Source organism: Hydrogenophaga sp. ANAO-22 (genome assembly GCF_042466645.1).
Classification (GTDB): Bacteria; Pseudomonadota; Gammaproteobacteria; order Burkholderiales; family Burkholderiaceae_C; genus Hydrogenophaga.
Genome location: NZ_CP159956.1, coordinates 4453600 through 4473395, shown reverse-complemented (window position 1 = coordinate 4473395; position 19796 = coordinate 4453600). Strand labels below are relative to the sequence as shown.

Here is a 19796-nt window from a genome sequence, read left to right as displayed (position 1 = left end):
ACAGTCTCCTCCTATGGTCAACCCAAACTGCGCTAACAAAGTCGTTCGAATTCCGACTGTTCGGGTGCGATCGCGATTCGTGAGGCGGACTGCTTCAGACGGTAGCTCTTGCCTTCGAACCCCAGCGTCGAGCAGCGGTGTATCAGTCGATCAAGGATGGTGGTGGCCATGGTGACGTCGGCCAGGTACTTGCTCAGGTCCTGCACCAAAAGATTTGAGGTGATGACGATGGCGCGGCGCAGGTTGTAGCGCTGGTGAACGATGGCATAGAGGAGTTCGTCGCTGATGTCGGCGATGCGCCGGGCCAGAGACTGGTCATCTAGCACGAGCAGGTCCGAGGACTCCACACATCCCACGGCCTGCACGCTGGTGCTTGGCTGTGGCGAACATGAGGACTCGGTCCTTGCGGTTCTCGTCGTGATCTTGTGGATTTGGCGATAGCGCCGGATGTTTCGTGCCGACCCAGCCTAACAACATCGAAGGTCATTTAGGTAACCGCTCACGACGCCCCCAGTGTTTACCCTGATTTCGTGGAGTGAACATAACCGTAGAATGAACAACATAATCACCAGACGGACAATCCGGATTGCGAACTGGATCAAGTCTCACTTCCTAGGTACTCACGCCTTCTCCTCAATTCACCAAATGATCAACCGCAGAACCATCGTTCAGTTGGCAGTAGGGATGGCCTTGGGCGCTCCCTCGCTGACAGGCTTTGCTCAGCAGTCGATCACTTTGCGATTTCACACTTTCATGTCTCCCATGTCCAACGTATGGGTCAGCATGAACAAGGTATGGATGGAAAAGGTGCAACGGGAATCAGATGGGCGCATCCGGTTTGAGGCGTACCCCGCGATGCAGCTTGATGGCGCGCCTGTGCAGCCATACGACCAGGCACGGGATGGCGTGGCTGACATCGTTTGGACACTGACCGGCTATTCACCTGGAGGCTTTCCTTGCAGCGAGGTGTTTGTCCTGCCGTTCATGACGACCAACGCCGAGGCTACTTCCAAGGCTTTCTGGGAGTTCATCAAGACAAAAGCGTCCAACGAACACAAGGAAGTGCATCCCATTGCAGTGCAGGTTCATAGGCCGGGGATGCTCCACACCCGCGACCGCCTCTTTGAGGCTCCGTACGACTTGCGCGGCCTGAAAATGCGCGGTCCAACCAGACAAACTACGAAGATGCTGGGATACCTCGGCGCCAATGCTGTGGGCATGCCGCTGCCCAAGATTCCCGACGCACTGCAAAAGGGGCCTCTCGACGGTTGCGTGATCCCTTGGGATGTCGTTCCCTCCGTAAAGGTGCACGAATTAACGAAGTTTCACAGTCAGTTCGATCCAGCCAGTGGCGCGCTCTACACCACGACATTCGTGACGGCAACAAACAAACGGAAGTACGAGTCCCTGCCGCCAGATGTCCGGAAGGTGCTGGACCCCAACTCGGGCATAACCGCTTCTGCGTCCTTGGGGCGCGCCCACCAATGTGGCGACGACCCTGCCCGCAAGTTGGTGGAGGCACGCGGCAACGTGACCCATAACTTCGGGCAGGTCGAAGCCCAAGAGTTCAGGCGCGCAGCAAGCCAGGTAGAGGTCGAATGGGTCAAGGACATGGAGAGCCGCGGCTTCGATGGTCGCGATCTTTTGTCAACAGCCCGGGCCTTGATCGAAAAACACACAAAAACTACCAAGACATAAAGACACTCCATGAATCAACTGCCCAAAGAAAACACCCCACGGCTGGCCAACCGGGTTGCGATCGTGACCGGCGCGGCGCAAGGTATCGGAGAGACATACGCTCGTGCATTGGCTCAAGAAGGTGCCTCCGTGGTCTGTGCCGATGTGCTGGACGCCACCGGGGTGGTCAACCAGATCATTGAGAAGGGTGGCCGGGCGGTGTTTGTCCACACAGACGTGACGTCCCGCGAATCGGTGGAGAAGATGGTTGGGTCCGCACTTCAGGCGTTCGGCCGCATTGACGTGCTGGTCAACAACGCCGCAATTTTCGGCAACCTTGCCCTCAAGCCGTTCGAGCAGATCGAGTCGACCGAGTGGGACAAGGTGATGTCCGTCAACGTGCGCGGCTCCTTCGAGTGCGCCAGAGCGGTCAGCCCCGTGATGCGTCAGCAGCGCTACGGCAAGATCATCAACATCGCCTCCGGCACGGTTTTCAAGGGCACGCCGCTCTTCCTGCACTACGTCACCTCCAAGGGCGCCGTGGTGGCGATGGCGCGCTGTCTGGCGCGTGAATTGGGTAACGACAATATCTGCGTCAATACACTGGCGCCGGGCCTGACCCTGAGCGCCAATGTCAGCGCAAATCCCGACTGGCAAGGCTCAATCGCTTCAGGCATCGTTTCGTCCCGCTGCATCAAGCGTGATCAGGTACCCGACGACCTGACCGGCACCTTGATCTACCTCGCCAGCGCCGACAGTGACTTTGTCACCGGTCAGGTGATTGTGGTTGATGGCGGATCGGTCACACATTGAGCACTCCTATGCACGCCACAGCAGAACTCTTGATCGATGGCCGGTGGATGCCCGCCAGCCAGGGCCTCGAAGTGCCCAGCCTGGACCCGGCCAACGGCAGCCAGATCGGTTGCTTCAGCGCTGCCACCCGGGCAGACGCAGAGGCGGCCATTTCGGCTGCACGCAGAGCCTTTGAAAAGCCCACGTGGGCCCAGTCGCCGCGGCTGCGGCAGAACGTGATGAACGAATGGGCAAGCCGGCTAGAGCACAAGGCTGAAGCACTGGCCCAACTGCTAACGCAAGAGAATGGCAAGGTGATCGCGCAATCGCGGGGTGAGCTGATGGGAGCCATCTCGGAGATCCGTTACTACGCGGGTCTGGCCCGGCACATACCAGGCCACGTGCTCGAGGTGGAACCCGGCGTATTTTCCACGATGCTGAAAGAGCCGGCCGGCGTCGCCGGCATCATCGTCCCTTGGAACGCTCCCGTGATCCTGCTTATCCGGTCGATCACCCCCGCGTTGGCCGCTGGCTGTACTTGCGTGGTCAAGCCTGCACCGCAGTCCGCACTCATCACCGCTGCGGTGATCAGGGAACTGGCCGACGTGACTGGACTGCCGCCCGGTGTGGTGAACCTGGTGAGTGAGCAAGGCCACGACGTGGCGCAGTTGCTCACCTCCTCGCCAGAGGTGGATGTGGTCAGCTTCACGGGCTCCAACCTGACGGGGCAGCGCATCATGGCCGCCGCTGCTCCCACTATGAAGAAACTGTCGCTCGAACTGGGTGGCAAGTCATGCTGCCTGGTTTTTGAAGATGCCGATATCGACCACATCGCGCCTCAACTGGCTGCCGCTGCGACGGTCATCTCTGGTCAGCAATGCACGGCGGCGCGCCGGGTGTTGGTTCACGCGTCACGCTATGAGGCGATGAAAAAAGCGCTGGCCAATGCACTGGCGGCAATCAAAGTGGCGCCCGGAAATACCCCGGGCGCCCAGATGGGTCCCTTGATCGATCTCTCTACCACTGAGTTGGTGCAACGTCGCATCGAGCAGGCGATGGACGACGCAGACGAAGTGATCCTGCGCGGTCAGCGTCTCGGCGGAAACCTGCGGCTTGGCGGGTTTGTCTCGCCCACCTTGGTCGCGCACCGGGATGCCAGTGCATCTTTTGTCCAAGAGGAGATTTTCGGCCCCTTGGTCGTGCTGGAAAAGTTTGAAACCGAAACCGAAGCGGTGGCGCGGGCCAATCACACCGAGTTCGGGTTGTCCGCGAGTGTCTGGACCGAGCAGGGCGCGCGCGCCTGGCGTATCGCTCGAGCGCTACGCAACGGCACCGTTTGGATCAACGACCACAACAAGCTGTGCGCTGAAGCGGAGACCGGCGGCTATCGCCGCAGTGGCTTGGGCCGTCTCCACGGCTTTGACGCGTTGATCGATTTCACCGAGATCAAACACATCTATCAGAACGTAGGTGTGCTTGATCCACCCAAGGGCTGACTCCACAAGCCTGCCCGAATCCTTAGTACTTATAGGAGAGAACGAATCATGTTTCCCAAAAACACGTGGTATGTAGGCGCTACGCCCAGCGAACTCGATGGAAAGCCCCTTGGCCGCAAGATTTGCGGCGAGTCCATCGTGTTTTTCCGTGGCCCCGACAACAAGGTGGCCGCTGTCGAAGACTTTTGCCCCCACCGCGGTGCTCCGTTGTCGCTGGGCAAGGTTGAAAACGGCAAACTGGTTTGTGGCTACCACGGTCTGGAAATGGGTTGCGATGGCAAGACGGTTGCCATGCCATGCCAACGCGTGGGCGGCTTCCCCGCCGTGCGGACGTATCCCGTAGTGGAGCGCTACGGGTTCATCTGGGTCTGGCCTGGCGATGCGCAAGAGGCCGACCCCTCCAAGATCCACCATCTGGCCTGGGCCGATGACCCCGAGTGGGCCTACAGCGGTGGGCTGTACCACGTAAAATGCGATTACCGGCTCATGATCGACAACCTCATGGACCTGACTCACGAGACTTACTTGCACCCGAACTCAATTGGTCAAAAGGAAATCGATGAGTCGCCGCCCAAGACGCGGATGGATGGAGACTGCGCCATCACCGAGCGTTACATGGAGGGCATCATGGCGCCGCCATTCTGGCGTGCGGGCTTGCGCGGAAACAACCTGGCCGACGATGTTCCAGTGGACCGGTGGCAAATCTGCCGCTTCTATCCGCCAAGCCATGTGCTGATCGATGTGGGTGTGGCGCACGCGGGCAAGGGCGGCTTCAATGCAGACCCCAAGGTCAAAGCCTCCAGCACAGTCATCGACTTCATCACACCTGAAACCGAGTCCTCGACCTGGTACTTTTGGGGCATGGCCAGGAACTTCAATGCGCAGGACCAGGCGTTGAGCGAGCAGATCCGCACCAGCCTGAGCAAAGTTTTCTCCGAGGACCTCCAGATGCTGGAGATGCAGCAGCAGAACCTGGAGCGCAACGCCGGGCGCAAGCTACTGAGCCTGAACATCGATGGCGGTGGCGTGCAAGCCCGCCGCATCATCGATCGGTTGCTGGTTGCGGAAAAATCCGCTGCCTGATGTTTTCCCGATCCCACCACAACAGGAGACACAGATGAACTCACGGCGCTTTGTTTTGACACGAGGAGCCGCGCTGATCGGCGCGGCCTCCAGCGGCATTTTGTTGCCCCGGTGGGCGCAGGCGCAAACCAGCAATCTGCGGGTTGGCCTGATGCTGCCGTTCACAGGTACCTTTGCCCAGCCCGGTATCGCCGTCGAAAACGGCTTCCGGCTGGCGCTGGCGCAAAACGGCGGCAAGCTCGGTGGCCGCGAGGTGGAGTTCTTCAAGGTCGATGACGAATCCAATCCGGCCAAGGGCATCGAGAACGCGACCCGCCTGGTAATGCGTGACAAGGTCGACGTGCTGGTGGGTTCGGTGCACTCGGGCGTGCAGATGGGCATTCACAAGGTCGCACGCGATACAGGAGTTCTCAACATCATTCCCAATGCCGGCGTGCACGTGGCCACCCGGGCCCAGTGTGCGCCCAATGTGTTTCGAACCAGCTTCACCAACGCCCAGCCTACCCTGGCTTTGGGCAAGGCCATGGTCGACCGAGGCCACAAGAAGGCGGTGTGGATCACCTGGAACTACGCCGCAGGCGACGAGGCCTTTGAGGGTTTCGAAAAGAGCTACACCGAAGCCGGTGGCACCATCATCAAGAAGCTCGGCCTGCCCTTTCCCAACGTGGAGTTTCAGTCGCTGTTGACCGAGATTGCGTCTTACAAGCCCGACGCCGTGGCTTGCTTCTTCGCCGGTGGCGGTGCAGCCAAGTTCCTGCGCGACTACGCTGCGGCCGGCCTGAACAAGACGATCCCACTGTACGGCTCGGGCTTCCTGACCGAGGGCGTGCTCGATGCAGCAGGCGAAGCTGCCGAGGGCGTTCTCACCACGCTGCACTACAGCGACTCGCTGGATATCCCGCGCAACAAGCAGTTCCGCCTCGACTATGTAAAGGCGTTCAAGGCGCAGCCCGATGTGTATGCCGTTCAGGGATACGACGCGGGCTTGCTGCTCGTCAAGGGTGCCAACGCAGTCAAAGGCGACTTGTCGAACAAACCGGCACTGTACGCAGCGCTGGAAGGCGCCACCATCGACAGTCCGCGCGGGAAATGGACCATGAGCAAGGCCCACAACCCGATCCAGGACATCTACCTGCGCCAGGTGGTCAACAAGGACAACAAGGTGATCGGCATTGCTCAGAAGGCTGTGGCCGATCCCGCCACGGGTTGCCGCATGGGTTGAGTCTTTCGCGCCCCGGTTGTCCTCCAGCGGCGGAGTTCGTCCAAAAGATGTTCCGCCGCTTTTCTTCGTCCTTTTGTTCCTTAACTCATGGATTTCGCCAACTTCCTCATCCAGTTGCTCAACAGCCTGCAGTACGGCCTGTTGCTGTTCATGCTGGCCGCGGGCCTCACGTTGATTTTCGGGATCATGGGTGTGGTCAACCTGGCGCACGGCAGCTTCTACATGCTGGGTGCCTACCTCGCGTGGTTTTTGGTCGGCCAACTGGACAGCCTGGTGCTCGCGATCGTGCTGGGCACGGTGATTGCCGTGGGGCTGGGCTGGCTGCTGGAGTGGACCTTGTTCCGGCACTTCTACCACCGCGACCACCTCGATCAGGTGTTGCTCACCTTCGGCCTCATCTACATCTTTGAAGAGGTGCGCTCCATCCTCTGGGGCGACGACGTGCACGCGGTGCAGGTGCCCGAGGTGCTGAACTGGTCGATCCCGCTGACCGAGAACCTCTCGTACCCGGTGTACCGGCTCGTGATGTCGGGCGTGTGCATCGCGCTGGCGCTCGGCCTGTACCTGCTGATCTCCAAAACGCGCCTGGGCATGAAGATCCGCGCCGGGGCGTTCAACCGAGAGATGACCGAGTCGCTGGGCATCAACATCCGCCTGATCCACGGCGTGGTGTTTGCCTTGGGCGTGGCGCTGGCCGCCATCGCCGGCATGATCGCCTCGCCCATCGCGAGCGTGTACCCCGGCATGGGCAGCTCGGTGCTGATCATGTGCTTCGTGGTGGTGGTCATCGGCGGTATCGGTTCGGTGCGTGGTGCGCTCGTGGCCGCGTTGCTCGTGGGTCTGGTCGACACCTTCGGCAAGGTGCTGGTGCCGCAGATTGCCGGCATGGCCGTCTACATGCTCATGGCCGCCGTGCTGCTCTACAAGCCCGAAGGGCTCTTCAAACAATGAGCTCCCCCAAAGCCCAACTCGAAAAGCTGCCGCGCAGCATCCAGGCCATCCTGGTGCTGGGAGCCATCGCGCTCGCCGCGTTTCCACTCATCCCCGTCACCGGTAGCGACTTCTACCTGCAGATGCTCTCGCAGATGATGATCCTGGCGATCTTCGCCATGAGCCTGGATCTGCTGCAGGGCGTTACCGGTCTTGTGTCGCTCGGACACGCGGCTTACTTTGGTCTTGCCGGCTACGCGCTGGCTTTCCTCACCCCGGCGGACACTCCCATCAGCCTGTGGTGGTCCCTGCCCGCCTCGGCGCTGGGCGCGGGACTGGCCGCGCTCGTCATCGGCTTCTTCTTGGTTCGCACCCACGGTATTTACTTCATCATGGTCACCATGGCGTTCGCCCAAATGGTGTTCTTCCTGTTCTTCGACAACAAGGCGCTCGGGGGGTCGGACGGCGTGTACGTGAACTTCCGCCCCACCGCCTCGGTGTTCGGCTGGAGCGGCATCGACCTCGAGAACAAGACAACCTTCTTCTACTTCACGCTCCTGCTGCTCGTGCTGGTCTATGCCTTCCTGCGCCGCCTGTTGTTCTCTCCTTTTGGCCGGGTGCTCGCGGGCATTCGCGTGAACGAGCACCGCATGCGCGCGGTGGGCTTTGGGACCTTCGGCTACAAACTCACGGCCTTCACGCTAGCAGGGGCGCTGGCCGGCGTGGCGGGCTTCCTGTGGGCCGCGCAGACCGGTTATGTGAACCCCGAGTTGATGGGTTTCCACATGAGTGCACACGCCATCATGATGGTCATCCTCGGGGGCATGGGCAATTTCGCTGGCGCCATCGTGGGGGCCTTCGCGTTCGAGTACGTGATGCACTTCTTCAAGGACCTCACCAAACACTGGCAGCTGCTCATGGGCACGTTCATCGTGCTGGTGGTGGTGCTGGCGCCGCGCGGCTTGCTGGGTCTGGTGCAGCGCTTCGCCAGCCCGAAGGAGCGCCCATGAACGAACTGCTGCTCTCCGCCCGCAACCTGACCAAGCGCTTCGGGGGTCTGGCCGCCGTCAATGATGTGTCGGTGGACCTGCACCGCGACCGCATCCACGCCGTCATCGGCCCCAACGGCGCAGGCAAGTCGACACTGACCAACCTGCTCTCGGGCGACCTGCCTCCCACCTCGGGCCGCATCACGCTCAACGGGGTCGAGACGGCGGGCAAAAGCCCCGAAAAGATCTCGCGCCTGGGTCTGGGCCGCAGCTACCAGAAGACCAACATCTTCCTGCCCTTCACCGTGTGGGACAACGTGCGACTGGCGGCCCAATCGCGCGAACGGCATGTGCCGTGGAACCCGCTGCGCTGGGTGTCCTCGGCCAGCGCCATGGGCGCGGTCAACGAGCGCTGCGAGCGCGCGGTCGAACTCGCCGGTCTGTCAAATCGCGCCAGCGTGGTGGCCGGCACCACCAGCCACGGCGAGCAGCGCCAGTTGGAGATCGCCATGACGCTGGCGACCGAGCCCACCGTGCTGCTGCTCGACGAACCCCTGGCCGGCATGGGCCAGGCCGAGGCCGAGAGCATGGTGGCGCTGCTGCTGCGCTTGAAAAAGGACCACGCCATCATGCTGGTCGAACACGACATGGACGCGGTCTTCACCCTGGCCGACCAGCTCACCGTGATGGTGAACGGCCAGGTGATCGCCAGCGGGACGCCGGCCGACGTGCGCGGCGATGCCGGCGTGCAGGCAGCCTACCTGGGTGAGGAGCATTGATGAGCGCATTGACGAACGCCTTGGTTGAGGCCAAGGGTCTCAACACCCACTACGGCGCCAGCCACATCCTGCGCGGCATTGACTTCACCGTCGGCCAGGGCCAGACCATTGGTCTGATGGGCCGCAACGGCATGGGCAAGTCGACGCTGCTCAAATCCATCATGGGCATCGTCAAGCCCAGCGGCGGCAAAGTGCATGTGAAGGGCCGCGACATGACGGGCGCAGCCACCTTCGAGATCGCGCGACAAGGCCTGGCTTATGTGCCCGAAGGCCGCGGCATTTTCGGCAACCTCAGCGTGAAGGAAAACCTGGTGATGTCGGCCCGCGCCGGCACGAAGGGTCAGCGCGACTGGACCTACGACCGCGTGCTGGAGACCTTCCCGCGCCTGGCCGAGCGCCTGAACCACGGCGGGCAGCAGCTCAGCGGCGGCGAGCAGCAGATGCTCACCATCGGCCGTGCGCTCATGACCAACCCCGACCTGCTCATCCTCGACGAAGCCACGGAAGGCCTGGCGCCTCTGATTGCGCGCGAGATCTGGCGCATTTGCGGCCTGATCCGCGAGAGCGGCATCAGCAGCATCATCGTGGACAAGAACTGGAAACACGTCACCCAGATCACCGACCGCAACGTGATCCTGGTCAAGGGCGAGGTGGTTTTTGAAGGCAGTTCCGAAGAGCTCCTGTCGAAGCCCGAACTGCTGGAGCAGCACTTGGGTGTATGAGAATCAGTGTCGCCCCGGCCGGCCCCTTGAAGCTAGCTAGCGCTGCCCAAGTGCTTGCGAGAGTTTCCGTGCTTCTTCCTTGAGGAGCGTAACAAATACGCTGACACGCGCTTGGTCCACGCGCACACCAGGACCGAAAACGGCCAAAGACCCCATGACTTTGTCGTTCCCCAGAAAAAACGGCACAGCAACCGCCACCGCGCCCTGGATCAATTCGTCCCGGCTTATCGCATACCCCTGTTCCCGGATCTGCTGCAGCCTGTCGAGATAGGCCGATACATTGACGGCTTCTCCGCTCTTGTTCAGATAGCTTTCGGGTGTGGGAACATGGGCAAGGATGGCACGCCCGCTAGCGCCCAACGTCACGTCTTCCCGATAGCCCAAGCCGCGTTTGAAACTGAGCGGCTGTGCGCTGGGCAATTCGGCCACACAGATTCGACTGTTGCCCTGGTGAACAAGCAAGGCAACAGTCTCGCCCGTCTGGTCCCACAAGCGGCGCAGCATCGGTTGCGCCAGGGTCGCTATGTCAAGACTGGAGCTCCACACGTGTGCAAGGTGCGCCACCGAGGGACCTAATTCGAAGCGCTGAGGATCACCGGACGACACGATGAACCCGCTGTGTTCCAGCGTGCGCAACAGCCTGTACAGGGTTGGACGGCTCAGGTCCACCCGCTTGAGCAGCTCACCCGCTGTCAGTTGGTGGTCGGTTGCCGTGAACGCCATGAGGATTTCCAGCGCTCTGTCCACGGCCCGGACACTCTCGCCCGGTTTTTCAGTTGGTCCCATAACTCCACCCAAGGTTGCACTTCTATCATGGTACCCGCCAACCAGTCCACTTGATGGACTGACTATTCAAAACTTGACAGAGCTCAATCGGTCCGTAAAATGGACTGTAATGTCATGCAGTGGACATGCCGATCAATTTTGGAGACCTGTCTATGAACAAGGAAATGTCTGAAGCGCTCACCCGCGTCGGTCCCGGCACGCGCATGGGCAACCTGATGCGCCGCTACTGGGTGCCGGCACTGGCATCGAGCGAAATCCCCGAAGCCGACGGGCCGCAGGTGCGCGTGCAACTGCTGGGCGAGAAGCTGCTCGCCTTTCGCAATAGCGATGGCAAGGCTTGCCTGATCGGCGAATTCTGCTCGCACCGAGGCGTGTCGCTGTACTTCGGCCGCAACGAGCACAACGGCATCCGCTGCGCCTACCACGGCGTGAAGTTCGACGGCATGGGGCAATGTGTGGACGTGCCGTCCGCGCCTCAGGCTTGCGCGCGCATGCACATAAAGGGCTACCCTTGCGTGGAGCGCGGTGGCATCGTGTGGACCTATATGGGCCCGGCCGATCAGCAGCCCGCACCGCCCGAGCTGGAGTGGTGCACGCTGCCGCCCGAACATGTGTATGTCTCCAAGCGCCTGCAGTACAGCAACTGGCTGCAGGCCATGGAAGGCGGCATCGACACCGCACACGTCTCTTACGTGCACCGCTACGAGGTGGATACCGACCCGATGCACCAGGGAGTGAAGGCGCTGGACTACATCAAGGCCGACGGCAACGTGAAGTTCGAGATCGAGCAGACGCCCTTCGGCCTGAGTCTGTTCGGCCGCCGCAACGGCGAACCCGATTCGTATTACTGGCGCATCACGCAGTGGCTGTTCCCCTGGTTCACGCTGATCGCGCCGTTTGGCGAGCATGCGCTGGGCGGGCATGTGTGGGTGCCGATCGACGACCATAGCTGCTGGGCTTGGAGCATCAACTGGCAGCCTGCCCATCCCCTCACCGACGAAGAACGCACCGCGATGGAAGAAGGTAAGGGCATTCATGTCGAATACGAAGCGCCCGGCAGCTTCATCCCCAAGCAAAACCGCGACAACGACTACTGCATGGACCGCGTGGCGCAACGCGAAGACCGCTCTTACAGCGGCGTGTTCGGCTTCTCCGCGCAGGACTATTCGCTGCAGGAAAGCATGGGCACGATCCAGAATCACGAGGCCGAAAAGCTACTGCCCACTGACAAGGCTATCGTGATGGCGCGCCGCATGTTGCATGAGGCCGCGCTCGGCTTGGCAGATGGCCAGACCCCGCCCGCGCTGGACCCAAGCGCACAGCACGTGCGCCCCGCCGGAGTGCTGCTGCCCAAGGAACAGGACCCCGTTGCGTGGGCACGCGAGCAGCTCGCCGACGCGACGAAAAAACCGGTCTTCAGCCTTTGAGCGACTTCACTTTTCCACCCCACGACAGACAGCACCGGAGACACCTATGAAAACCCACCTGAAACTCGCGGCGGCTGTCGCGCTCGCGGCCTGCGCGGCCACTGCCGCCTGGGCGCAAGGCGCGTCCGACTGGAAGCCCAGCAAGCCGGTGCGCATCATCGTGCCCATCGTCGGCAGCACCAACGACGTGCTCGCTCGCCTGATCGGGCCGAAGCTGCAGGAGGCGCTCGGCCAGCCATTTGTGGTCGAGAACAAACCTGGTGCGGGGGGCAACATCGGTGCATACGAGGTGAGCCGCGCCGCGCCGGACGGCCACACCCTGCTGATCGGCTACAACGGGCCGCTGGCGATCAACGTCACCCTGTTCGACAAGATGCCGTACGACCCTACCAAGGATCTCGCGCCCATCACGCTGGCGGTGAAGTCGCCGCAATACCTGGTGGTGAACCCGGCCACCGGCATCACCGATGTGAAGGACTTCATCGCCAAGGCCAGGGCCAACCCGACCAAGTATGCCTACGGCTCGGTGGCCATGGGCAGCGCCTCGCACCTCACCATGGAAATGATGAAGTCGGGGGCGAACTTCCGCATGACGCACATTCCCTACCGCGGCGCCGGGCCAGCCGTGGCCGATCTGATCGCGGGCAACATCCAGGCCGGCTTCTTCGTGCCCGGCAACGTGCAGGGCTTCGTGAAGGAGGGGCGTCTCAAGCTGCTGGCCTCCACCGGCCCGAAACGTTTTCCGAGTACACCGGACATCCCGACTCTCAGCGAGTCGGGGCTGAAGGACTTCGAGGCCACCTCGTGGATCGGTCTGCTCGCGCCGGCCGGCACGCCGCCGGACATCATCAACCGCTACCACGAGGAGATGGTGCGCATTCTCAACTCGCCCGACATCCAGAAGCGCCTGCACGAGATGGAGTTCGAAATCGTCGCGAGCTCGCCCAAGCAGTTCAGCGACTGGATCGGCACCGAGATCGTGCGCTGGGGCAAGGTCATCAAGGACACCGGCGCCAAGGCAGAGTGAGCCGACATGAGCGCACCCCGACTCGCTGAGAAGACCGCGCTGATCACGGGCGGCGGTGCCGGCATTGGCGCCGCGGCGGCCACGCTGTTCTGTCGCGAAGGCGCGGCCGTGCTGCTGGTGGATGCCGACGCCCAGGCGCTGGAGCGCACCCGCCAAGCCATCGTGCAGGCCCTGCCCGGCGCGCGCGTGCTGTGCGTGGCGGCCAACGTGGCCGACGAGGTCGCCGCGCGCGCCGCCGTGCAGCAATGCAACGCGCAGCTCGGTGGCCTGGACATCCTGGTAAACAACGCCGCCATGCGCAACTACTCGGCCGCCGCCGACGCCACGCCCGCCGAGTGGCAGGCCATGGTGGGCGTGAACCTGGTGGGCATGTCCAACTACTGCGCCGCGGCCTTGCCGGCGCTGCGGCAATCGGGCGCGGGCAGCATCGTCAACGTCTCGTCGTGTTACGCGGTCACCGGCCGCAAGGGCATGGCGCTGTACGACGCGACCAAGGCCGCGCAACTGGCCTACACGCGCAGCCTCGCGTTCGAGGAGTCGTCGCACGGCGTGCGCGCCAACGCGGTGTGCCCCGGTTCCACGCTGACGGATTTTCACGTCGGCCGCGCGCAGGGCTCGGGCAAGAGCGTCGAGCAGCTCAGGACCGAGCGCAAGGATACTTCGCTGATCGGGCGCTGGGCCTCGCCGGAAGAGATTGCCTGGCCCATCGTGTGGCTAGCGTCCAGCGAGGCCTCCTTCATCACCGGGACCACGCTGATGGTCGACGGTGGCTTGCACATCATGTAGCTATTGGGGACATGTTCCCCAAGGTTCTTGTCTAGAACTCCGCAATGTCAACATCCAAGCTTTCTGCACTTGTCTACAACATGAGGCTTGAAGCCCCCGGCGTTGTTAGTGTCGAATTTAGGCCAGCCACACCAGACACTGTCTTCCCACCTCATGCCGCTGGCTCACATATCGACCTTCATCTGGGAAACGGCTTGGTTCGCAGCTACTCGCTGATGAACCCGATCACCGATAAGCAACGCTACGTGGTGGGCGTTCTCAAGGATCGTCAGAGCCGTGGGGGGTCGAAGTATGTCCACGAGAAGGTTCGCGTGGGCGATGTTCTGGACATCTCGGTGCCTCGCGACAATTTTCCGCTGGAAGAACGTGCTCAGCACTCCGTGCTGGTTGCAGGTGGCATCGGCATCACACCTATGCTGTGCATGCTCAATCGACTGGCTTCGCTGGGTCGATCTGCCGAGCTGCTCTATTTCGCTCGTTCCCGCCGGGATGCTGCGTTCTTGCAAGTGCTGGAATCGATGGAGTCAGGCCAGCTCAAAGTGCGGTACCACTTCGATGACGAAGTCGGTGCGTCTCCCGACCTGCCAACACTGCTGGCAGCGTATCCGGCCGATACCCATTTCTATGGCTGCGGCCCCGGCCCCATGCTGGACGCGTTCCAGAAGGCTTGCGACGGTCTGGGATACACCCACGTGCATCTGGAACGGTTCGCCGCCGTGGAACCTGTGGGGACGCCGCCCTTCAACGCCAATGGCTGCACCGTAGAACTGCGCCGGAGTCAGAGGATCATTCAAGTGCCGGCTGGTTCGACCATTCTCGACGCCATGATGGATGCGGGCATCATTCCTAGCTACAGCTGCAAGGAGGGGATCTGCGGTGCCTGCGAAACCAAAGTTCTGGCTGGCGAGGTGGATCACCGGGACAGCATCCTGACACAGCAAGAGCGAGCAGCCAACAAGTCGATGATGATCTGTGTGTCGGGTTGTCGTTCCAATTTGTTGGTACTGGATCTCTAAGACCGGTGTTGTTTGGATAGGTTGCGCGCTTGGCCGGTTTGAACACACCGCCGAGCAGGTCACGAAATCGGGTCAACTCCAACTCCAACTCCAACTCCAAGGTGCCAGTTGTAGTGGTGATTCCAATGGTCCGACGCAGCAGTGTGCTCGCTGGAGTTCTGGTAAGCGAAGCCATAGACCCATTGGCTCAGATCCGACTGGATGAAGCGCTCGACCTTGCCGCTGGTTTGGGACCGCCACGAGCTGGTATTCGGTCACAAATACCCAAATCTTGGCAGGCCTGTGCGAAGTCTCTTAAGCGGAAGGCCGCTCCGTTGTCGATGAGCGGGAGCTAGATGCGCACACCCAGACTGGCGTAGTAGGCGTGGGCGTTGCGCGAGAACTGCACCGCGTTGAGCGCCTTCTGGTCGGGGTGGATGTCGATGAACGCGATACGGGCAGGGTCATCAATGGTCAAAAAAGCATCTTCCAGCCCGCTTCATCAACGCTATCCTTGCATTTGCCCATCCACGGAATTGGGGCCCAACGCGCTGACCAGTCGAGTCGCGTTTGATGCCGGAAGCCTCATTCTGACACCTCCGCATCGGCGAGGAGTGGAACCGCTGCGCCACCAACCAGCAAGGACGCCAGCGCAACTGCATCAAAGCCGCATTCGCGCAGCACCGATTCGGTGTGCTCCCCCAATCGCGGCGCGGGCGCCAGCTTGCTGACGTCGTAACCCACCCAGCGCGCTGGCGCGCCAAAGGTACGCATCGCTCCTTCGCTCGGGTGCTCGACCTGACGGAAGAAGCCCACCGCCGCCAAGTGTGGGTCATCCAACAGTGATTCGACGGTGTTCAGAGGCACCGCCGGCACGTCGATGTCTTCGAACAGCTCCAACCAGTGCGCGGTGCTTTGCACGCATAGCGTCTGGCCCAGAAAGCCGTACACCTCGTCAATGTGGCGGGTGCGGCTGGCCAAGTCGGCGAAGCGCGGATCGACCCGCAAATCGTCGCGCTCGATGGCATGCAGAAAACGCTGCCAGTGGCCGTCGTTGTATACCAGCGCGCAGATGTAGCCGTCGCTGGTTTCGTATGGCCGGCGCCCGGGCGACAACAGCCGCACGTAGCCAGCGTCACCACTGGGCGGCTCGAAGGTGCGCCCATATAGGTGGTCCGAAAGCACCACGCTGGCCATGGTTTCGAACATCGGCACATCGATGCGGCAGCCGCGTCCGTTGCGCTCGCGCCCGTACAGCGCCATGGCCACGCTGTGCGCTGCATGCAGGCCGACCATGCGGTCGGCAATCGTCAGCGGCACGTAGCGCGGCTCGCTCGCCCCGCTTTGCTGCTGTAAGGCGGCGATGCCGACCGCGCCCTGGATCAGGTCGTCATAGGCCGGGCGGCCGGCGTAGGGACCGTCCTCGCCGTAACCGTACACGCCGCACCAGATGATGCGTGGATTGATCATCGAGACGCTCTCGTAGTCCAGCCCGAGCCGGGCGATGGAGGCCGGGCGGAGGTTGTGCACGAAGACATCGGCGCCTTCGATCAGGCGCCGCATCGCAGCCGCGCCCTCCGGCGATTTGAGGTCAAGCGCCACGCTGCGCTTGTTGCGGTTCAGGTGCAGGAACAGCGGACCCATGCCGGGATGGCGTCCGGGGCCGATCCAGCGTGTCGAGTCGCCCTCAGGGGATTCAATCTTGATCACGTCCGCGCCATGGTCGCCAAAGATCTGGGTGGCGTAGGGCCCCATCAGCACCGCGCTGAGGTCGATCACCCGCACGCCCTCGAGTGGCCCGGCGGGTGCTGCCTGCTTGTGTTGGCTTGTCATCTGTGTCTCCTCTGATTTCTCGATGCCAGGCTGCCTCAGCGCCGAGTGCTGAGGAAAAACCGGATTGACGGCCGTCCATCCTAACGATATTCTGATTACCAAACAAATGTTCCCATATCAGAACACAAGGAGGCTTCGATTCTATGAACATGCCCACGGCCAGCTTGCGCGAATGCACAGGCATCAATACCCGCGCGGAGGCTTCTCCCATGGCCGTGACCCGCGTGCTGCGGCTGCTGCGGATACTGGCCGACCGCCCTGCTGGCTTGGCCCTGACCCCGTTGTGCTTGGCGTTGAATGCACCAAAAACCAGCGTACTCTCGCTGTTGCGCGGCCTCACGGCGCATGGCTACCTGCAGCGCAGCAATGACCTGTATGAACTGGGCCCCGAGGCGTTCTCACTAGGGGCATCTCTGGTGTCGGCCCGCTCGCTCGACGTTGTGGCCCTGCCCTTCCTGCGGGAGGCAGTGGCGCGATCCGGCGAGACCGCCCTGATCGCCAGAATCGACCGCACCGCAGATCGGCTCGTCTACAACCCGATCTTCGAGAGCACCCGGACGATTCGATACGCCGTGCCAGTCGGCACGACACGGCCGCTGTTTGCCTCGTCCGCCGGGCGCGTGCTGCTCGCGTTCCAGGAAGAGGCATGGCGGCGTGACTACCTGCGCCGGGCCGATCTGCGGGCCATGACCGAGCACTCGGTCACCGACCCGGCGCAACTGGCGCGGATCATCGAGGAAGCCCGGGTGAGAGGGGTGGCGGTCACATTCGGAGAAGTGACACCTGACGTTGCCGGCTTTTCGGCCCCGATCTTCGAACCTGACGGGCGCGTGAACGCAGCGCTGATCATCGCCGCGCCGATCGAGCGCGGTCGCGCCGTCGCCGATGCGCTGCAGCACCTGGTGATGGAACTCGCCGCAAGCATCTCGGGGGCACTCGGCTACCGTGCGGGACCGGAATCGCGTGAGGTGGCAACGAATCAAGCCAGACCAATGCCCCAGACCCGCCGCTCGCGGTAACAGGCACAAACTTCAAAAGGAGACACCCCCATGAACAATGAACTGCTTTACGAAGTGAACGACGGCATTGCCGTCATCACCATCAACCGGCCCGAGCGCCGCAATGCGCTGAATCGCGCCGTGCGCGAAGGCTTTTTTGAGGTCTGGCGCCGCTTCGAAGCTGACGGGCAGGCGCAGGTGGCCATCCTCACCGGCGCCGGTGACAATTTCTGCGCCGGCATGGACCTGGTGGAAGCCGCAGACACTCAACTGCGCATCCCGCCAGCGGGCTTCATCGCCGTGCTCGGCGACAACATCGAGGTCACCAAGCCCGTCATCGCTGCCGTGCAGGGCTATGCCTATGCAGGCGGTTGGCTGCTCTCGCAGATGTGCGACCTGTGCGTGGCCGACGAAACCGCCAAATTCGCCATCACGGAGGCCAAGGTCGGGCGCGGCATGCCGTGGGCCTCGCCGGTCATCCACATGCTGCCGCAGCGCATTCTGATGGAAGTCGCGATGACCGGCGACCCGCTGACAGCGCAGCGCGCCTACGAACTCGGCTACATCAACCGCCTGATGCCCAAGGGGCAAGCATTGCAAGGGGCCAAAGAGCTGGCGACCCGGCTCATGGCCAATGCGCCACTGACGGTGCGCGCGGCCAAAGAAATGGTGCGCCTGTCCACCGAGATGGGCCGCACCGCCGCGCTGCGCGCCTCCAACCGAGCGTTTGATGCCGTCTACCTCAGTGAAGATGCCCTGGAAGGCCCGCAATCTTTCCGGGAAAAGCGCAAACCGGTCTGGAAGGGGCACTGAAATGAGCATGACCACAACCAGAAAACCCGCACCGTCGTCCGCTATCCAAATCGCTGACATCACGCGGGAACTGGCCGCGCGCTGCGCTGACCTGTGCTACACCGATCTCCCGGAGGACGTGCGCCTGCGGGTCCGGCAATGCCTGCTCGACTGGATCGGGGTGACGCTGGCTGGCGCGTGCGAGCCACTGGTTCACATGCTGGCCGAAGAAGCCCGTGAACAGGGTGGGTATGCCCAGGCCACCGTCGTCGGGCACGCCATGACGACCTCCAGCCGGCAGGCGGCATTGATCAATGGCTCGGCCTCGCACGCACTCGACTATGACGACGTCAACATGGCCTGCACCGGCCACCCCTCGGTGGTCCTGATCCCGGCCTTGCTCGCCCTGGCCGAATCGCGCGGCGCCAGCGGACGCGACTTCATGACGGCCTTCGCCGCCGGCTACGAAACCATGTGCCAGTTGGGGTTGGTGTGCGGCGACGCACAGTATTCCAACGGCTTCCACACCACAGCCACGCTAGGCACGCTCGGTGCGGCCGCCGCCTGCGCACGCTTGCTGCAACTCGATGCCGACGACACCGCGACCGCGCTGGGCATCGCCAGCACCATGGCGGCTGGGCTGAAATCGATGTTCGGCACCATGTGCAAACCCTTGCATGCCGGGCGGGCCAGTGCCGACGGCCTGCAGGCGGCCCAGTTGGCCGCACGCGGCTTCACCAGCCGTGCCGATGCGATTGAATGTCCGCAAGGCCTCATCGCCACGCACGGTGGTACCGCGTCGCTGGGAGCTGCGGTGGCCACGCCGAACGGCGGCTGGCATCTGCGCCACAACCTGTTCAAGTTCCACGCCGCCTGTTATGGCACACATGCCGCCATTGAGGCCGCGAGCCACTTGCGCCTGCAACACGCACTGCGGGTTGATGACGTGTGCCGCGTGACGGTGCGTGCCAGTTCCGCCTGCGAGGGTGTATGCAACATCGCGGAGCCGCGCACCGGGCTGGAGGCCAAGTTCAGTCTCCGTCACACGGTAGCGATGGCGCTGGCCGGGGTCGACACCGCCGGATTGGACGCGTTCAGTGACGAAGCCGTATACGCGCCCGAGGTGGTGGCGCTGCGTGATCGGGTGCAGGTTTTGCTCGCACCTCAATGCCCGGACCTCACCCTCAGCGAGGTGGTGATCGAGACTCAGAGCGGCACAGTGCTGCGCCAACGCTACGACAGTGGGCGCCCAGCCAGCGACCTGCTGGAGCAGCAGCAGCGCCTGGAGGAAAAGTTTCGCCTGCTGGTCAAGTCTGTGCTCATACCTGACGAGTGCGACGAGCTGATAGACCTGGTGGCACGGCTCGACGAACTGACCGACCTCTCGCCGCTGGCAGGCATGCTGGCTCGCCAAGCGTGCGCTGATCGACACTAACAGCGTTTATTGGTGCGGGCAGGCTGG

General features: G+C 62.5%; 19 protein-coding genes and 1 pseudogene. 16 read left to right on the top strand and 4 right to left on the bottom strand.

Translation table 11 applies throughout. The features are described 5' to 3' along the window. Positions 1–32: 32 nt before the first annotated feature. Positions 33–335: pseudogene (locus ABSY19_RS21575) on the bottom strand (ATP-binding protein); the annotation flags it as partial. Positions 336–552: 217 nt separating this feature from the next. Here ABSY19_RS21575 and ABSY19_RS21570 point away from each other — a divergent pair. From ABSY19_RS21570 to ABSY19_RS21530, 9 genes are all read left to right on the top strand, one after another. Then, positions 553–1698 carry a TRAP transporter substrate-binding protein gene (locus ABSY19_RS21570; RefSeq protein WP_235501285.1) on the top strand — a complete coding sequence of 382 codons (1146 nt, stop codon included), beginning with the start codon at positions 553–555 and terminating at the stop codon, positions 1696–1698. A gap of 9 nt (positions 1699–1707) precedes the next feature. Continuing rightward, positions 1708–2490, top strand: coding sequence for an SDR family NAD(P)-dependent oxidoreductase (locus tag ABSY19_RS21565; RefSeq protein ID WP_056272093.1), 783 nt, complete (start codon positions 1708–1710; stop codon positions 2488–2490). Between the two features lie 8 nt (positions 2491–2498). Further along, a complete protein-coding gene (locus tag ABSY19_RS21560; protein ID WP_056272096.1) occupies positions 2499–3965 on the top strand; it encodes an aldehyde dehydrogenase family protein in 1467 nt (488 codons plus the stop codon). A 48-nt stretch (positions 3966–4013) separates the two neighbouring features. Next, on the top strand, positions 4014–5048 hold the full coding sequence (locus tag ABSY19_RS21555; protein ID WP_056272099.1) for an aromatic ring-hydroxylating dioxygenase subunit alpha: 1035 nt from the start codon (positions 4014–4016) through the stop codon (positions 5046–5048). 34 nt (positions 5049–5082) lie between these two features. Next, complete coding sequence (locus ABSY19_RS21550; protein ID WP_056272102.1) at positions 5083–6270, top strand: ABC transporter substrate-binding protein; 1188 nt, start codon at positions 5083–5085, stop codon at positions 6268–6270. An 87-nt stretch (positions 6271–6357) separates the two neighbouring features. Then, the gene (locus tag ABSY19_RS21545) at positions 6358–7221 is read left to right on the top strand and encodes a branched-chain amino acid ABC transporter permease (RefSeq protein ID WP_056272106.1); all 864 of its coding nucleotides are present in this window, start codon (positions 6358–6360) and stop codon (positions 7219–7221) included. Continuing rightward, on the top strand, positions 7218–8210 hold the full coding sequence (locus tag ABSY19_RS21540; RefSeq protein WP_056272109.1) for a branched-chain amino acid ABC transporter permease: 993 nt from the start codon (positions 7218–7220) through the stop codon (positions 8208–8210). Before ABSY19_RS21545 ends, ABSY19_RS21540 begins: the two co-directional genes overlap by 4 nt. After that, positions 8207–8968, top strand: a complete 762-nt coding sequence (locus tag ABSY19_RS21535) for an ABC transporter ATP-binding protein (protein WP_056272113.1) — start codon at positions 8207–8209, stop codon at positions 8966–8968. The genes ABSY19_RS21540 and ABSY19_RS21535 overlap by 4 nt, the downstream gene beginning before the upstream one ends. Further along, positions 8968–9690, top strand: coding sequence for an ABC transporter ATP-binding protein (locus tag ABSY19_RS21530; protein WP_382155684.1), 723 nt, complete (start codon positions 8968–8970; stop codon positions 9688–9690). Before ABSY19_RS21535 ends, ABSY19_RS21530 begins: the two co-directional genes overlap by 1 nt. A gap of 36 nt (positions 9691–9726) precedes the next feature. Here ABSY19_RS21530 and ABSY19_RS21525 read toward each other — a convergent pair whose 3' ends face one another. Then, positions 9727–10476 carry an IclR family transcriptional regulator gene (locus ABSY19_RS21525; protein WP_056272116.1) on the bottom strand — a complete coding sequence of 250 codons (750 nt, stop codon included), beginning with the start codon at positions 10474–10476 and terminating at the stop codon, positions 9727–9729. Positions 10477–10628: 152 nt separating this feature from the next. On the opposite strand from ABSY19_RS21525, the gene ABSY19_RS21520 reads away from it, so the two are divergent. The 4 genes from ABSY19_RS21520 to ABSY19_RS21505 are packed head-to-tail and all read left to right on the top strand — an operon-like array spanning position 10629 to position 14732. Further along, entirely contained in the window at positions 10629–11903 is a 1275-nt protein-coding gene (locus ABSY19_RS21520) for an aromatic ring-hydroxylating dioxygenase subunit alpha (RefSeq protein WP_056272119.1), read from the top strand. 46 nt (positions 11904–11949) lie between these two features. Next, positions 11950–12930, top strand: a complete 981-nt coding sequence (locus ABSY19_RS21515) for a tripartite tricarboxylate transporter substrate binding protein (RefSeq protein WP_056272122.1) — start codon at positions 11950–11952, stop codon at positions 12928–12930. A 6-nt stretch (positions 12931–12936) separates the two neighbouring features. After that, positions 12937–13716 (top strand): SDR family NAD(P)-dependent oxidoreductase, encoded by a 780-nt coding sequence (locus tag ABSY19_RS21510; protein ID WP_056272130.1) that lies wholly within the window; start codon positions 12937–12939, stop codon positions 13714–13716. A gap of 44 nt (positions 13717–13760) precedes the next feature. After that, the gene (locus ABSY19_RS21505) at positions 13761–14732 is read left to right on the top strand and encodes a PDR/VanB family oxidoreductase (RefSeq protein ID WP_056272133.1); all 972 of its coding nucleotides are present in this window, start codon (positions 13761–13763) and stop codon (positions 14730–14732) included. Positions 14733–15063: 331 nt separating this feature from the next. Here the strand turns inward: ABSY19_RS21505 and ABSY19_RS21500 are convergent, their stop codons facing one another. Both ABSY19_RS21500 and ABSY19_RS21495 read right to left on the bottom strand, forming a co-directional pair. After that, a complete protein-coding gene (locus ABSY19_RS21500) occupies positions 15064–15189 on the bottom strand; it encodes a hypothetical protein (protein WP_268766295.1) in 126 nt (41 codons plus the stop codon). A 107-nt stretch (positions 15190–15296) separates the two neighbouring features. Further along, positions 15297–16544 (bottom strand): CaiB/BaiF CoA-transferase family protein, encoded by a 1248-nt coding sequence (locus ABSY19_RS21495; RefSeq protein WP_056272136.1) that lies wholly within the window; start codon positions 16542–16544, stop codon positions 15297–15299. Between the two features lie 143 nt (positions 16545–16687). On the opposite strand from ABSY19_RS21495, the gene ABSY19_RS21490 reads away from it, so the two are divergent. From ABSY19_RS21490 to ABSY19_RS21480, 3 genes are read left to right on the top strand one after another with little or no spacing between them, the layout of a single operon-like run. Continuing rightward, a complete protein-coding gene (locus ABSY19_RS21490; RefSeq protein WP_235501286.1) occupies positions 16688–17563 on the top strand; it encodes an IclR family transcriptional regulator in 876 nt (291 codons plus the stop codon). A gap of 30 nt (positions 17564–17593) precedes the next feature. Further along, positions 17594–18355 carry an enoyl-CoA hydratase-related protein gene (locus ABSY19_RS21485; protein ID WP_056272141.1) on the top strand — a complete coding sequence of 254 codons (762 nt, stop codon included), beginning with the start codon at positions 17594–17596 and terminating at the stop codon, positions 18353–18355. 7 nt (positions 18356–18362) lie between these two features. Beyond that, the gene (locus ABSY19_RS21480; RefSeq protein ID WP_382155681.1) at positions 18363–19769 is read left to right on the top strand and encodes an MmgE/PrpD family protein; all 1407 of its coding nucleotides are present in this window, start codon (positions 18363–18365) and stop codon (positions 19767–19769) included. Positions 19770–19796 lie beyond the last annotated feature (27 nt).